Consider the following 13,895-nt stretch of genomic DNA (forward strand, 5'->3'; position numbering starts at 1 on the left):
TGCACCCTCCGTATTACCGCGGCTGCTGGCACGGAGTTAGCCGGTGCTTCCTTTGATGGTACCGTCAAACTATACATATATTAGACATATAGCATTTCTTCCCATCTGACAGGATTTTACGACCCGAAGGCCTTCATCATCCACGCGGCGTCGCTGCGTCAGGGTTTCCCCCATTGCGCAATATTCCTCACTGCTGCCTCCCGTAGGAGTCTGGTCCGTGTTTCAGTTCCAGTGTGGCGGATCATCCTCTCAGACCCGCTAACCATCGTTGCCTTGGTAGGCCATTACCCCACCAACTAGCTAATGGTACGCAAGCTCCTCCCGGCACAGTAGCTTTCATGAAGAGGCCACCTTTCTTGATAAATCAACGTATCCGGTATTAGCACACCTTTCGGTGGGTTATCCCGGATGCCAGGGTAGATTACTTACGCGTTACTCACCCGTGCGCCACTCTACTCGCTTTCCGAAGAAAACTTTCGCGTTCGACTTGCATGTGTTAAGCACGCCGCCAGCGTTCGTTCTGAGCCAGGATCAAACTCTCCAGTTTGATATCCTAGACCTGTTCAATGAACAGGTTACATATATAGTGCTTAAATATATATGAGCTCGTTTACTTGAATTACGAAAACTTGCTCAATGTGAATTAAAATTCACGTTGGGCCCGTTTGCTTATTTGGTTGTTATTCAGTTTTCAAGGATCGTTTACCTGCAGCTCACGAAGAACTGCGGCGCGGCGTAATGTCCGCGACGAGCTGTTTATTCTAATCAATCGCCAGGATTGTGTCAACAGCTTATTTTGTCCGCCGTGCGTTTTTGACGCTGCCCAGCGGGCCGTGCAACATAAAGTATCGATTGAACATTGTCAATCGTTTTCTTTATTGTTGTCTTTTAAGTGACCGGGTGAGTAACTCATGGTTATTCAACACTTGGTCACGTCGAAAAGACCGCGGCAAATTACAGGATCGTTGGGGACCTGTCAATAGAATTATACGCCGAGATCAAAAAAACTATCGCGGTGAGATGAAAAGTATTATTATCGCGTGATATTAACAGTCAAAGCCTTGTGCCTGGAATATAAATGACCAGCCAGCGAATGGAATGCCAAACCACGAGGGAACTAATCTCTCACTTATCTATTCTTTTATTATAGTTTATTTCATGGAAAAAAAGAAAACACTTTTACGTTCACTCCCTAAAGTAGACGAGTGCCTCAATCGTATTCTCGCCCAACTCAGCGGGACCGTTCCACAATTTGTGGTGAAAAAATGTATCCAAAAATGCATAGATCAGGAGAGACTTGCCATACTTGAAAATCCGGAAAGCCGTATATCCCTGAGCAATGACGAATGGGATGAGTTGTTCATCGATACAATAAATGAAAAGTACGACTACAACCTGAAGTGTGTCTATAACTGCACCGGAGTCGTTATTCATACAAATCTTGGCAGGTCCTTGCTGCCTTCAGATGCTGTTCATCAATTGAGTCGTGCTGGAAGCTCCTATTCTAACCTGGAATTTGACCTCCGAACGGGAAAAAGAGGTACACGGTACAGTCTGGTTGAAGAAATAATCTGCGACCTTACAGGTGCCGAAGCTGCCTTGGTTGTTAATAACAATGCAGCAGCAGTTATGCTCGTCCTTGATACCTTTGCCAAGGGTAAAGAAGTTATTGTTTCAAGAGGGCAGCTCGTTGAGATTGGTGGCTCATTTCGTATCCCCGATGTTATGGCCAAGAGCGGTGCACACCTTGTTGAAGTAGGTGCAACAAACAGGACTCACGTAAAAGATTATAAAGCTGCCATTACTGATGAGACGGCCATGTTGTTGAGGGTTCACACCTCAAATTTCAAAATTTTAGGTTTTACATCCGATGTCTCTCCGGAAGAAATGGTTCAACTGGCAAGGGAAGATAGTCTTATTACCATGGAGGATCTCGGTAGTGGCTCTCTTCTTGATCTTTCCAGGTTTGGCCTAGTCAAGGAACCCACAGTTCAGGAGGTGGTCAAGGCAGGAATTGACGTGGTTACTTTTAGCGGGGATAAGCTACTGGGTGGCCCACAGGCAGGTATCATAGTTGGCGCGAAGGATATTATAAGTCAAATTAAGAAGAACCCCTTGAACAGGGCCCTGCGGATCGATAAGTTTACCCTTGCCTCTCTTGAGGCAGTACTGCGTATATACTATGACATTCCCAAGGCGTTACAGCAGATTCCTACCTTGAAAATGTTGACTGTTGATATCAGTGAACTCAAAAAAAGAGCGCAAAGAATATCGAGGAGAATTAAACAACATCTCAATGGTATGTGTGATGTCCAGGTGTTGCCGGTCGACTCGAAAGTTGGAGGCGGAGCGATGCCTGACTGTAATTTACCCAGCTATGGTGTTATCCTCAAGCCGCATGAATATTCTCTCCATAGTCTTGAAGATTCGTTTCGACACCTTGAGATACCTATTATTGGCAGGGTTGAGAATGAGCGATATGTACTTGATGTCCGAACAATTCAGGATGAGGAGGTCGTCGGTTTGAGTGCTGCTATTATCTCCTTTTTTTCGTAAGCATTATTGAGTCGATTTATGAGTGAAATTTTCCCGTTTAAGACACACATTGAAAAACTTGAGAAGAAGGATTTTCTGAGATTTAGCGGATCGTATTCTCACATTGTTTCTGATGCCATTCCCGCTGTCGCCTCAGTTGTTTTTGTTGAAGATAGCACACCGTTTACAAAAATATTTAAAAATGCCAACTTTATTAAAAAGGTGACTGGTGTTTTCGACAATATGAAAAACGGGGGGAAACTGGCAACTGTTGTCGGTGATACGATTCTGCTGGGGTTTCAACTTGGGCACAATGCATTTATCGCTGCGGTTATTCCAAAGGTGGATTCCGTATTGCTAGAGAGGGTTGCCGACGATTGGCTTTTCGATGTACGTGAGTCTATTGAACTTGAGTTTCTTGAGGTCAAGAAACAGTTTCAGGATCCTGAAACAGGATTGCTGAACAGTCTCCATCTATTTAGAGCATTGGAAGATGGTGGGGATGCTGATATCGGCCTGCTGCTGGTAGAACTCGTCTTGCCCAGGCGGATGAAAGGGGATGCTTTTCGCAATGTACAGCAGGCCGCTGCAGCCTTGTCCGTCTATTCCGACAGTCGAATTTTACTGCATCATCTCGGTCAGTCAGTGTTTGCAATGTTGGTTAAGGGAAATGCTGGCTTTGTTTTTGAACATTTGAGCTCAGGTTTAGTGCAACACCTGAAAAAAGAGGGATTTTCTAAGGTCCACATCGGAACTATTCGGAGTCAGGAGATGTTACCCGACCTGGGTGACGATACTGCCAGCTGTGGCAGCATGCTGGATAATGCCTGGACTGCACTCAAGGCGGCGGCGCGCAGGGGGCCGTTTAGTTTTTGTGACTATACCAGGTTGATGTTTAGTGATATTCATCCTCTACGGCCTGCGTCAAATACGGTCTTACGGAAGCTGCAGCGGATCAGTAAGAGGGATAGACGTTTTTGCCTTATAAAGTTGAGCCCGCTTCCACGCGATATAGATGTGACGGATGTGCTCACCATGGTCGGTGGAGATGGTGTGTATTGTATTATCGATGATGATACGTCGGTATTTCTCTATCTTTCCGGTTATGGGCCTGATGAGGCGATGGATTATGCCGAGGAGCTACTCAACCGTATTCGGGTAGTGGAAGGAGTTGAGGGGGTATATGGTGGAATAACATCCTATCCGTACAGTGATTTTAACAGGTCTGAAACGCTAAGAAATGTTCAGAAAGCACTTCTGCATGCCGCATTTTTTGGTCCCGGGCATATGGTCCTGTTTGAGGCCTTGAGCCTGAATGTAAGTGGGGACGTCTATTTTAGTGATGGTGATCTTCCCAAAGCCGTTGCTGAGTATAAAAGAGGGCTGGTGTGCGATTGTAATGATATCAATCTGCTGAACAGTCTTGGTGTAGCATATGCGTTACTTAACAGAAATGTACTTGCCAGGCAGACATTTGAACGTGTACTGGAGATTGACGAGAGGGATTATATGGCTCTTTACAATCTTGGTCTTGGTGCCCAGCAGCATGGCAACAGCGAAGAGGCAATTCGCTATTTTGAGTCTGCCGGGCAATACTGCGATGAGAGTGAAGAAAGCCTCCACGTGCAAAAGGATCTCACTCTTCAACTGGGACTACTGTATTGCAGTGTCGGCAGGTATCAGGACTCTCTTATCGCCCTCAGGCAATGGCAGCAGCAGGTTCCTGTTGTCCAGCACAGCAAAGTGTTCAGGTATCTCGGTGAAGCCTATCTCGGCACTGGAGAAGGGAAGGAAGCGATGGTCTGGCTGCAGCGGGCGTTGCAGCATAATGAGTTTGATGCAGAGGCTATGGGATTACTCGGTACCGCAATCAGTGATCAGGGCGAGGGTGATGACATTGCGCTTTCCCTGGCGAAAAAGAGTGTAGAACTCTCTCCCGATAATCCTGTGCTCAGGTTCAGGCTGGCAGAGGTACAGCTGAAAAGTGGGATGTACCGTGAGGTCTTGCGTACGTTGAATCACTGTAATGGAAAAATGATTGAGAAAGGAAGTGTGCACCTGCTTAAGGTTCAGACGTATATCGGGCTTGGGCAAACAGTAAAAGCTAAAAAATGGGCCCAGGAGGTTCTGTTTAAATATCCGCTATCCAGCAGTTATTATAAAGAAGCTGAAGAGCTTTACAGAACCCTGCAGTAAGGGATCATGCAATCTTTAACAGTTGGTGAGAAATGACATTTACCGAGAGGCGACGGATCAGAAGGGAGCCTAAATATGTCCTTGATAATACTGTAGTCGGTGATAGCTGGCGAATGTTTAGAATCATGTCGGAGTTTGTCGATGGTTTTGACGCCATGTCTGCGGTTGATGTCCCTGCTGTTACCATCTATGGCTCAGCCCGCACCCCGGAAGATGATAAATATTACAAACTGACAGTGTCTATAGCTCGGGAACTTGCTGAATCAGGATACGGGGTGATTACCGGCGGTGGGCCCGGCATTATGGAGGCTGCTAATAAAGGCGCCATGGAGGCAGGTGGAGTTTCCATCGGTCTTAATATCAGTCTGCCCCACGAGCAAAAACCCAATCCATATACGAATTTCCCTTTAGATTTCAAATATTTCTTTGTGCGCAAGGTCATGTTTATGAAGTATTCCATGGGATTTATTTGTATGCCGGGAGGGTTCGGTTCGCTGGATGAGTTGTTTGAAAGTCTTACCCTGATTCAGACACAGAGGATAAAGCCTTTTCCCATTGTCCTTGTAGGGAGTGAATTTTGGTCTGGACTTGTCGATTGGATTGAAGATAAACTTCTCGGGTATGGTAACATAAGTAGTGAAGATACGTCACTGTTTCAAATACTTGACGATAGCAGCGAAGTGGTGAATTATATTAGGAAAGCTGTTATAGTGTAAATTTATGCAGAAGTGCGGTGTCAACAGTTCCTGGAGAGTCTGGTTTTGAGAGCCGGAAACAGGGCAGTTCGTGTAATAAATGAGGGAGGGTTATGGCTCAGATTGATGCGTTTTTTAAGTTGATGAATGATGAAGGTGCTTCCGATCTTCATATGGTGGCAGGCCAGCAGCCCCTCCTGCGCATACGCGGCGACATGGAGCGTGTCAAATTCAAGGAGATGGAAAACGACGAGTTACGCTCAATGTTATATGAAATCTGTCCTGAAGAAAAGATCAAGGACTTCGAGGAAACGGGCGATATCGATTTTGGTTATGAAATTCCAGGTCTTGCCCGTTATCGTTGCAATTACTTTCAGCAGAAATATGGAGTCGGCGCAGTTTTTCGTGAGATCCCAAGTGAGATCATGACCTGTGAACAGTTGGGTTTGCCCAAGGTTGTTCCCAGGTTGGCTCAGCTTCCTAAAGGCTTGGTGCTGGTCACCGGCCCGACGGGGTCCGGTAAGTCCACAACTTTGGCAGCCGTAGTAGACGAAGCTAATAAAACCAGAAAGGATCATATTCTTACTGTAGAAGATCCTATCGAATTCGTTCACCGCAGCCAAAAATCGATCGTTAATCATCGCGAGGTTCATACCCATACCAAGAGCTTTTCGGCTGCGTTGAGAGGGGCGCTGCGTGAGGATCCGGACATTATCATGGTTGGTGAGATGCGTGATCTTGAAACCATCTCTCTTGCCATGGAGGCGGCCATGACCGGTCACCTCGTATTCGGTACCCTGCATACCATCAACGCCATGAAAACAGTTGATCGTATAATTGAAATATTTCCGGCCAATCAGCAGGGTCAGGTACGCTCGACCTTGGCGGATGCCTTACGTGCGGTCGTTTCACAGACTCTGTTTAAGCGTGTTGATATTAAGGGCAGGGTTGCGGCCCTTGAAATCCTGATTGCCACCCCAGCTGTTCGAAACCTTATTCGTGATGCCAAGACCTACCAGCTGTTGTCAACGATGCAGACGGGTAAAAAATTTGGTATGCAGACCCTGGACGATGCGATTCTTGAATATCTCGACAAGAAGATGATCAGTCCGGATGATGCTTACTCGAACTGTGTAGAGAAGGCCAAATTTGCCAAATACCTGCGAAAGCCGCCTTCAGATTTCACAGAGGTATAATCCCTGCCTTTATCAATCGAACTCCTGCTCCGCTATCCTGTCCTGAGGAGGACGGAGCAGAGGGTTTGCCTGCATATCCCCAAACCTGTATAATTTTTTCTTTTTATTATCCACCTCGACCCATATGGCGCCGTCTGTATGGGTTGCATAGAGAGCAACATCGTTTTGTTGACAGTAGCTAAGCAGTTTCTCTGAAGGATAGATGTTTTTTCTCGATTTACCTGCGGATACTATAATAGTTGATGGATTCACTGTGTTTATGAATTTCCTGCTGCTTGAGGTGGCAGAACCGTGATGGGGAGCAAGGATAATATCGCTTTGTAACGGTGTGTCGTGCTCCACAATCTGTTGTTCCACCTCCTTTTCAATGTCGCCAGGAAAAAGAATGGTAAGGGCATTTAATTGCACCTGCAGGACCAGGCCACTGTTACTGTTTTCACAGTTGTATGGTGGGCGACGGCTGTTCACAAGGCATGTTACAGTTGTGTCTCCGTACTCGATTTGTTCGCCTTGCTGTACCAGGTGTACGGGAATTTTACGCTTGCTGCAAAGCTTTAATAATTGGCGATAGCCCGGTTCTGTTTCAGAGAGAGTGCTCGTCCAGACAAATTCTGGTGAAAAGTGACAGATAAGAAAAGGCAGACCGTTGTAATGATCAGCGTCGGGGTGAGTGATAATAATGCCATGTAGTTTTGTAACTCCCATCTTCCATAAGTAAGGTGCTATTATCCTCTCGCCAACCGATGGTGAGAGAGAGGATGAGCCTCCTCCGTCAATCAGGAGTGCTTTTCCGTCCCGTGTTCTGATTATAGTAGCACTGCCCTGGCCAACATCAAGAAAAGTTATTGTAGGCAGTGGTTGTACCCTTGTTAGGCGAAGTAAATCGGGGACAAGCAGCACGGCCAGTGAGATTGTAAACAGAAGGAGAGCTGCTGCCCTGCCAGCACACCCTAAAAGTATGAGTATGGGTGTAAAAAGGAGCAGGGTGTAATAACAGAGAATATTGAGGCAGGAAGGTTGTGGCAACCACACTTCAGTATACGGGAGTGCGCTTATCCATGCTGTAATGCTATTCGCGATAGTAATGAATGAGCCCCCGATTTGAAGTAGAAATACGCTTAGTTGTGGTAACATCTCCATAAAAATCAGGGAGAGGAAGCCGAGGGGGAGTGCAAAAAAACAAATGAGTGGTTCAACAAGCAGGTTGGTTATGGGGCCTGCAATGGGAAACCTGTTGAAATGGTATAAAATTAATGGAGCTGTCCCAGCCACTGCAGCTGATGAAACGAGAATTCCGGTTATAATCCACGCAACTATGCCACGATATGTTATTTGAAAAAGACTCCCTTCTTTTGGATTGGAAGAGTTGTGTATGTCTCTGATAAGCGGAGCGAAGATAGCAATTGAAGCAACCGCTGTGAAGGAAAGCTGGAAGGAGGCGGTGAATAGCTTTTGTGGTGAAACGACCAAGAGAGTGACGGCAGCCAGGGAGAGCAGATTTGGTGTGGATTTAACCCTGTCGGTACAAAAGGCAAATCCTACAACGAGGGCCATTATGCAGGCCCTGACAGCCGGACTGCCCAGTCCGGCGAGAAAACTGTAACATAGTAGCGGAGGCAGGCTGAGCAGTATAGCTAGTTTCCTGACGGGAAATATCAGAATTAGATATTCTGATCGTCTGAGTAACCAATAGAGAAAGAGGTAGAGAAAGAGTCCTATGAGTGTAAGGTGCATTCCGGATATAGCTATGTAATGTTATTTTGACACACACTTAACATCCTGATAAGCCACAAAAAAGCACGAATGCAGATCGAAACAACAAACGTGCCAATATATGTGAGAGAGCGAACTCGCCCTGAAGTGTTTGAAATACTTAGAAATGCTCTGAGTGCTTCTCTGTTGAACATTCGCAATTTGTATATCAATACATTCAGAATAATTTCAGTGCTCAAAAACGAGCACTGAGCATGATTCCTTCAATGAATTCCTGATGTCTTATGAGAAATTCAATCTTATTTCTGTCTTCAATTCAGTAACCAGATCCTTAACCTTCTGTTCATCTGATTTTCTAAAAGAAATTACTCCTGTTTCTTTGAAGAATTCCCATTGCTGTTCAACGTACCCAGAATTTATTTTTTCTCCTCTGTCTTCAACACGAAGAGCCATGATTTTGAAGAAGTAAGAATATACCAGCGCCCACAAGTCAGAATCGTTGATGTCCTTGATCAAGCTCAAGTCTATTTGTTGCCCGATCATCTGTGATGTTGTTCTGTCTTTCATTACTCAACTCCTGACATCGTATGCTTAGAACTTCTCATATACTCAACATACGCAGCCATTTGAGCGTTGTTGTGATCAGCAAATTCAGCTTTTCTACGTCTAATGTCTTGATGATCTTGTGAGTTAAGGCCATTTCCTGAAGAGATGTCTTTGTAAATCTCCATTAGCTGATCGTAAACGATGCCCCGTTCATTGTATGAATTGACCTCAAGCGATTTCTCGTAAGTTTCAGAGAGATAGCCTTTATCAATTCCGATTGTCCTCCATCTCTTGAACTCAGAGTAATGTTCACTATCAAGAACCTCATTCACAAGCTCTTTCCCTTCTATGATTTCAGATTCACTAAGATTGCGAATATCAGCCTTTTCACCAGAATTTAGAGCTTCAGCTATTGTCAAAGCCGCCGAAGCAAGCGATTCACTTTGTTTGTCTGTTATGTTATTCCTCTTCCATGCTGTAATCTCTTCAACCATCTCCATACATTGAAGAATTTGTGTAGCAGCTAAGTAGAACTCGATTCTTTCTTTTTCTGTCAATGCCATAAACTCTTCTTTTGATAGAGTAAACCGTCCTGTTTCTATGAAATTCGTTTTGTTATCCATTGATTAGCTTCCTTTATTGCTTTTAAAAGATGCATAAATAAGTATGTATCTTGAAAATTAATTTATTACATCAAAAGCAGAAAAGACTGATTGTCCGATCTGCTTTTTTTGTGCCAAGATGAACTATGAATTGCGTTCTTCTTTTCTGATCTTCTTGAAGACATCCTGAACAGTGTCGTAATTGAACATTGCAGAAAGAGCGATCATGTCAGCCAGAGCCTTGAACTTGTCTTCATCTTTCTTCGCTGATTTCAGCTTTGAGCGCATTTTCATGAACAGACCTGAAATTACAGCCTTTCCTACTTTGCCTTCCCAGATACGTTTTTCAGATGCTACATCAAGCTCAAGTACAACATCACTAAACTTCTTACCGTTTTCACTCTTCGTGTATTCACTGATAACATCCTGAAGATAGATTTGAGCGTCTTCCTTCTGCAGTGTCCTTGCAATCAATGATACCTCGATTAGCTCACTGAACAGATCGACCTCATCTACTGAATCTGAAATCCGTTGTCGTTTTTTCATTAGAAGAATAGCCCCAGCCATAGAAACGCCACAGTCTGTAGATGATTCTTCGAGAACTCTCTTATTCTCGTCATCAGAATATCTTTCCAACCTGTTGTGTAATGCCAATCGTTCTTCCTTGCGAAACTTGACCTTGCTTTGCCTTCTTGAGATCACATCATCCATTTCTATTACGATGTCTTTGTTTTCCATTTCCTTGTCTTCCGTTTTTTGATGCTATGTGTTTCGTTGTAATATCTATCTGTTACATATATTTATGTTCTTTGTAGATAAGTGATCTGTGAACCCTTGATTCTCCAAAACAAAAAAGCGAGTAGCAGACAGAAAGTCCGATACTCGCTTCACGTTTTCCACAGACATACATGCAGAAAAGAAATTACAAATCAATACGACTTAAAACATACTGTCCTCACTTCGTTCGACCAGAATATCGCGAACTGCGTTCGCTCTATTGAATTCAACCTTACTGTCTCGTTTTGCATTCTCTATATAATATAATATTATATAGTAAATGCATTATGTGACACCACACCACCTTGTCTAGTTTCCGTACGCAAGCCGTTCCAAAACCTAGCTAACCATCCCTCTGTATTCATATCCGATTTTCCGAAGATACAAGTCGTAGTCCTGTTCTTCAATTGAGTTAGCGATAAAAAAAGCAACGTCCTGATTACGCCCTCTAGAAATGTTTTTCACTTTCAGTAGAAGCACCTTAAATGCATCTGACTCTTTGTCTTTGACATTTCTGAATTGATTAACCTTCAAGCCCGACAACCTTTCAATCTCCGCATTGTCTTTGTACTTCAAAATGCCATACTCCTGAACAACTGACTCAAGCACATTCTCTTCACCAGCTTCCACAATCTCATCAAGCTCAATTCGAAATGCCTCCTTTGTCCATATTTCAACAGTCTTACTCATTTTAGAGTGAATTCCGCGAATACGACCAATTGCCTGTAACATCTCAGCTTCTTCAATATGATACTGCAACTCTCTAACACGAGAATCTTTGTAGCCCCTCGCCCAACAGCCTTTATGCTGTCCATCCTTCATATAGTAATACGTTTTCTCATACTGCTTTTCAAAACTCAAATCAGACTCATCCCAGAAAAGCATTCGAGACATGCTTTCGATCGCTTCATCACTCAGCTTGTATCTACCAATTATCAAAATCTTAGAACGATCTTCAAAAACATCTGTCCCTCTCAGCTTTCCGAAGTGCAGAATTTTGTTGTCGACCTTTTTCTCTAACTTTCCTTCAAGAATCGCGTAAGTGATTATCCCGTCCTGCTCAGTACAAAAATTTCCGATGCGTTTTACGACTTCATCAACATTCTGATTCACGACATCGTACTTGTTCCAGTTATAGTCGAAATTGCTCTTTGCAAAATTCTGTGAAACGTTTTGCACCACTTTTAAAGAATCAGCAGTCTTCACTTTGATGTCGACTACTTCAGTATCACAACCCAAAGATTTCTTAATAACAGCTTCAGAACCAGTACCATCCAGAAACAGCATTGCCTTGTTTCGAATTTCTGCTCGAAACGATGCCATTTTACTGATTTTTAAGCACTTTTCTGATTCCAAATACCATATATTACGTTGTTCTTTCGTAATCTCAGAGAGTGTTTTGAGAGCACTTATGAATTGCCTTAGCTCATTTCGATCACTAATCATCTTAGTGATTTCTTCTAAACTGCTATTTCCTCTTTTAATGCCCTCCAATTCTCCTAGTTTCTCAGCGATCTTTCTCTGAAGCTCCTCCCGATTTAACTGAACAGCTTCATAAACAGAAATTCCATTTTCGCATTGCTCGATGATCTTATCAGAAAAGCTATAATTGCCTTTTTGAATGACCATACTGTTACTGTCATCGAGAATTTTACTGTTGATTATATCCTCATCCACGATCAAAACATTAGCATCACGCTTGTCCATGTAGACTTCTGTGAACAAATAATCGTGCACCATGAAATGTATCACATCATCACAACTTGCCTCATTTCTCTGTTGCAAGTACTCACAATTTTCAAGATGATCACACGCCTTACCGATTCGAAATTTATCTGCATTGCCAACCGCATTGAACCCAAAACCTTTACAGAAATTTTTATCAACTATGCTTTTGTCTTTAAGATTTTTAACAACTGAGTGCTGACATAGATGTTCTCTTCCTCGAATATGTTTTGCAGTCAGCCGTTTCCTCAACTCACCCTTTATGCTGTCATCCTCTTTGCTGATTCTCTTCTCAACAATCTCGTTCCATCTTTTAACCATCTCATCAGCGAGATCATGATTGCCAACAAAGTAGTCAATTCGAACATCCTTGAACTTCAGCGCTTGCTCAACGCCTTTAAACTGATCAATGAAGAGTCCTGCAATGATGTCTAAACAGATTTGAGTCTTTCCAAATCCTGCCGATGCAGTGATGTATTTTCGAACGCCATCGCTTTTGTTACTAAAAACTGCTATCAACGATTTAAGTATTTTGTTCCGCCCATCCTCCTTTGTGCAATACCTGAATAAGTTAGCATACTCATCAGCAGAGATACTTGCAGATTCATCAGTCAATTTTTTGTTGTGACGAGCGAAGTAGTGACTGAATGTGTATTGCTTTCCTCCGTGTGCATGAGAGAAGATGTTTGCAGCACAGTCTCTTGTCTCCTTAAAGAACATTGCCTTCTGAGTATCGTCCTGGTCGATCAAGTCCCAACAATACTTTTTGTGATATTTCTCCTGCTGTTTCAACAATTCCTGAACAGTAAGAATGTCCCCGTTATGAAACTTAACTATCTGATCACCATGAGCTTCCTGATTGTCGATTAGCCGTTTACACTTTTTTTCTTCCTTTTCCAGTGCTGACGCAGTTGCTTTTATCCCTTTTGACTCCAATCGACGTTTCAACCATTCCTTTCTCTTCTTTTCACATTTTTCAGAACACTGTGCCTTGTAGTGAACAATAATCTCTTCGTACTTTGCCTTTTCAGAATCCGTAAACTCATCTCCTGCAACAAAATACCCACCATCAAGAGTGTCGTAGATCCCTTTATCAACCTGTGTGATTCGTTCATCTTTGATCGATGCCAAGTTGACAAACAGAGCTTGAGCATCCTTGAACATGTTTTTATCAATGAATGTCTCGATAACAGGATCTCCAGAGCGAATAATTTTCACCCAACCAAGACCTGCAAGAATCAACTTCTTAAACAGTTCATCAGAGAAGTAGAGCAAATCCTTCTTTGACCTGACTGGAACAAACACATGATATCTTGCACCGCTTACCTCTTTATCACCGTTATACAAAAATCCATTAGAACTTTGCTTTACTACCATTCTTACATGTGAAAGTTCCTTAACAGCTCTTCTAAGCTGATCTGCTACACCTTTACATGTATCAGCAATCAAATTTTCATTCTCACAATAGCCAAGAGCATCCTTCGCAGGAAAATCGACATCGAAAACTGCTAAAATTTCTGAATCACCAAAATGAAAATGATTCTGTTCCCGTGAGATGACATCAAACCCATCAGCTTCAAATCCAGAATTTGTCATTGCCTTGATAGAGTTTGCCTTTCCATCAAAGACTGTCGGCATGATGAACGAATTCTCTGTCACCTCAGATTTGAGGAATGAAGAAAATTCGTCAAATGAGATTCTTGTCTTATGAGCGAATCCTTCATAAGTAGGATTTTCATGATAGACATTACTGCTAGCTAGTTTCCCATTTTCATCTAGCCATACTGATTTTTTTTGAGCATTTTCACGATCAATGTAGTGCGTAAAAGTTGTATAAATATCATTACAAACAGCATTCTCAGAGCTGTTCAATTTTTCCATTTTCCCTATCCTGAGTAACTTCTATATTG

The 13,895-nt window shown here is 43.1% G+C and carries 9 protein-coding genes and 1 rRNA gene (1 of these 10 running past the window's edge); 4 read left to right on the plus strand and 6 right to left on the minus strand.

The genetic code is table 11. From position 1 onward, the window contains the following. Positions 1-547, minus strand: a 16S ribosomal RNA gene (locus GA520_RS07740) (it extends 1,000 nt beyond the left edge of the window). A gap of 611 nt (positions 548-1,158) precedes the next feature. Between GA520_RS07740 and selA the strand changes: the two genes are divergently transcribed. The 4 genes from selA to GA520_RS07760 all read left to right on the plus strand — a co-directional run bounded on the left by selA (position 1,159) and on the right by GA520_RS07760 (position 6,622). Continuing rightward, positions 1,159-2,556 carry an L-seryl-tRNA(Sec) selenium transferase gene (gene selA, locus GA520_RS07745; RefSeq protein ID WP_163340914.1) on the plus strand — a complete coding sequence of 466 codons (1,398 nt, stop codon included), beginning with the start codon at positions 1,159-1,161 and terminating at the stop codon, positions 2,554-2,556. 18 nt (positions 2,557-2,574) lie between these two features. Further along, the gene (locus GA520_RS07750) at positions 2,575-4,731 is read left to right on the plus strand and encodes a lipopolysaccharide assembly protein LapB (RefSeq protein ID WP_163340916.1); all 2,157 of its coding nucleotides are present in this window, start codon (positions 2,575-2,577) and stop codon (positions 4,729-4,731) included. Between the two features lie 32 nt (positions 4,732-4,763). Continuing rightward, positions 4,764-5,447, plus strand: a complete 684-nt coding sequence (locus GA520_RS07755; protein ID WP_163340918.1) for a TIGR00730 family Rossman fold protein — start codon at positions 4,764-4,766, stop codon at positions 5,445-5,447. A 92-nt stretch (positions 5,448-5,539) separates the two neighbouring features. Beyond that, positions 5,540-6,622 carry a type IV pilus twitching motility protein PilT gene (locus tag GA520_RS07760; RefSeq protein ID WP_163340919.1) on the plus strand — a complete coding sequence of 361 codons (1,083 nt, stop codon included), beginning with the start codon at positions 5,540-5,542 and terminating at the stop codon, positions 6,620-6,622. 12 nt (positions 6,623-6,634) lie between these two features. Here GA520_RS07760 and GA520_RS07765 read toward each other — a convergent pair whose 3' ends face one another. The 5 genes from GA520_RS07765 to GA520_RS07785 all read right to left on the minus strand — a co-directional run bounded on the left by GA520_RS07765 (position 6,635) and on the right by GA520_RS07785 (position 13,866). Further along, positions 6,635-8,356 (minus strand): DNA internalization-related competence protein ComEC/Rec2, encoded by a 1,722-nt coding sequence (locus GA520_RS07765; RefSeq protein ID WP_163340921.1) that lies wholly within the window; start codon positions 8,354-8,356, stop codon positions 6,635-6,637. A 261-nt stretch (positions 8,357-8,617) separates the two neighbouring features. Beyond that, a complete protein-coding gene (locus GA520_RS07770; protein WP_163340922.1) occupies positions 8,618-8,902 on the minus strand; it encodes a hypothetical protein in 285 nt (94 codons plus the stop codon). After that, positions 8,902-9,504, minus strand: coding sequence for a hypothetical protein (locus GA520_RS07775; protein ID WP_163340924.1), 603 nt, complete (start codon positions 9,502-9,504; stop codon positions 8,902-8,904). Before GA520_RS07775 ends, GA520_RS07770 begins: the two co-directional genes overlap by 1 nt. A 123-nt stretch (positions 9,505-9,627) precedes the next feature. Beyond that, on the minus strand, positions 9,628-10,221 hold the full coding sequence (locus GA520_RS07780; protein ID WP_163340926.1) for a hypothetical protein: 594 nt from the start codon (positions 10,219-10,221) through the stop codon (positions 9,628-9,630). Positions 10,222-10,599: 378 nt separating this feature from the next. Beyond that, positions 10,600-13,866, minus strand: a complete 3,267-nt coding sequence (locus tag GA520_RS07785; protein WP_163340928.1) for a hypothetical protein — start codon at positions 13,864-13,866, stop codon at positions 10,600-10,602. Positions 13,867-13,895 lie beyond the last annotated feature (29 nt).

The sequence above is a fragment of the Desulfopila sp. IMCC35008 genome (genome assembly GCF_010646885.2).
Taxonomy (GTDB): Bacteria; Desulfobacterota; Desulfobulbia; order Desulfobulbales; family Desulfocapsaceae; genus Desulfopila.

Bases quoted from the DNA above. Each gene is read 5' to 3' on its own strand.
- GA520_RS07755 (WP_163340918.1), top strand. From the start codon at position 4,764: ATGACATTTACCGAGAGGCGACGGATCAGAAGGGAGCCTAAATATGTC.
- GA520_RS07785 (WP_163340928.1), bottom strand. From the start codon at position 13,866: ATGGAAAAATTGAACAGCTCTGAGAATGCTGTTTGTAATGATATTTAT.
- selA (WP_163340914.1), top strand. From the start codon at position 1,159: ATGGAAAAAAAGAAAACACTTTTACGTTCACTCCCTAAAGTAGACGAG.
- GA520_RS07750 (WP_163340916.1), top strand. From the start codon at position 2,575: ATGAGTGAAATTTTCCCGTTTAAGACACACATTGAAAAACTTGAGAAG.
- GA520_RS07765 (WP_163340921.1), bottom strand. From the start codon at position 8,356: ATGCACCTTACACTCATAGGACTCTTTCTCTACCTCTTTCTCTATTGG.
- GA520_RS07775 (WP_163340924.1), bottom strand. From the start codon at position 9,504: ATGGATAACAAAACGAATTTCATAGAAACAGGACGGTTTACTCTATCA.
- GA520_RS07760 (WP_163340919.1), top strand. From the start codon at position 5,540: ATGGCTCAGATTGATGCGTTTTTTAAGTTGATGAATGATGAAGGTGCT.
- GA520_RS07780 (WP_163340926.1), bottom strand. From the start codon at position 10,221: ATGGAAAACAAAGACATCGTAATAGAAATGGATGATGTGATCTCAAGA.
- GA520_RS07770 (WP_163340922.1), bottom strand. From the start codon at position 8,902: ATGAAAGACAGAACAACATCACAGATGATCGGGCAACAAATAGACTTG.